General features: G+C 69.3%; 1 protein-coding gene. It reads right to left on the bottom strand.

The genetic code is table 11. The features are described 5' to 3' along the window. Positions 1-453 (bottom strand): acyltransferase domain-containing protein (locus AC559T_RS17130; protein WP_498869383.1); only part of this gene is annotated, 453 nt, incomplete at both ends.

Below are 453 nucleotides of genomic sequence, written 5' to 3'. Positions count from 1 at the left end.
CCGTGTTGACCTGGTGGGCGGGGAGGGGGATGGAGATCATGGTGCCGGTGCCGGCGAGGTGGCGTAGGGCTTGGGCGCGCAGGGTGACGATTTTGGCGGCGTCGGTGAGGGTGAGGGCGTCGGCGATGTGGGCGGCGGTGATTTCGCCCTGGCTGTGGCCGATGACGGCGTGGGGGTGGATGCCGTGGTGTTGCCAGAGGCGGGCGAGGCTGGTCATGACGGCGAAGAGGGTGGGTTGGACGACGTCGACGCGGTCGAGGGTGGGGGCGTTGGGGTTTTGGTGGAGGACGTCGAGGAGGTTCCAGGTGGTGTGGGGGTGCAGGGCGTCGGCGCAGGCGTGGATGTGGTGGGTGAAGACGGGGTTGGTGGTGAGGAGTTCGCGGGCCATGGCGGGCCATTGGGTGCCTTGGCCGGGGAAGACGAAGACGGTTTTGCCGGTGCCGGTGCCGGTGC

The sequence above is a fragment of the Frankia sp. Hr75.2 genome, from assembly GCF_949319125.1.
Classification (GTDB): domain Bacteria; phylum Actinomycetota; class Actinomycetes; order Frankiales; family Frankiaceae; genus Parafrankia; species Parafrankia soli.
The sequence above is the reverse complement of the archived record's forward strand: the minus strand, read 5'-3'. Positions and strand labels throughout refer to the sequence as shown.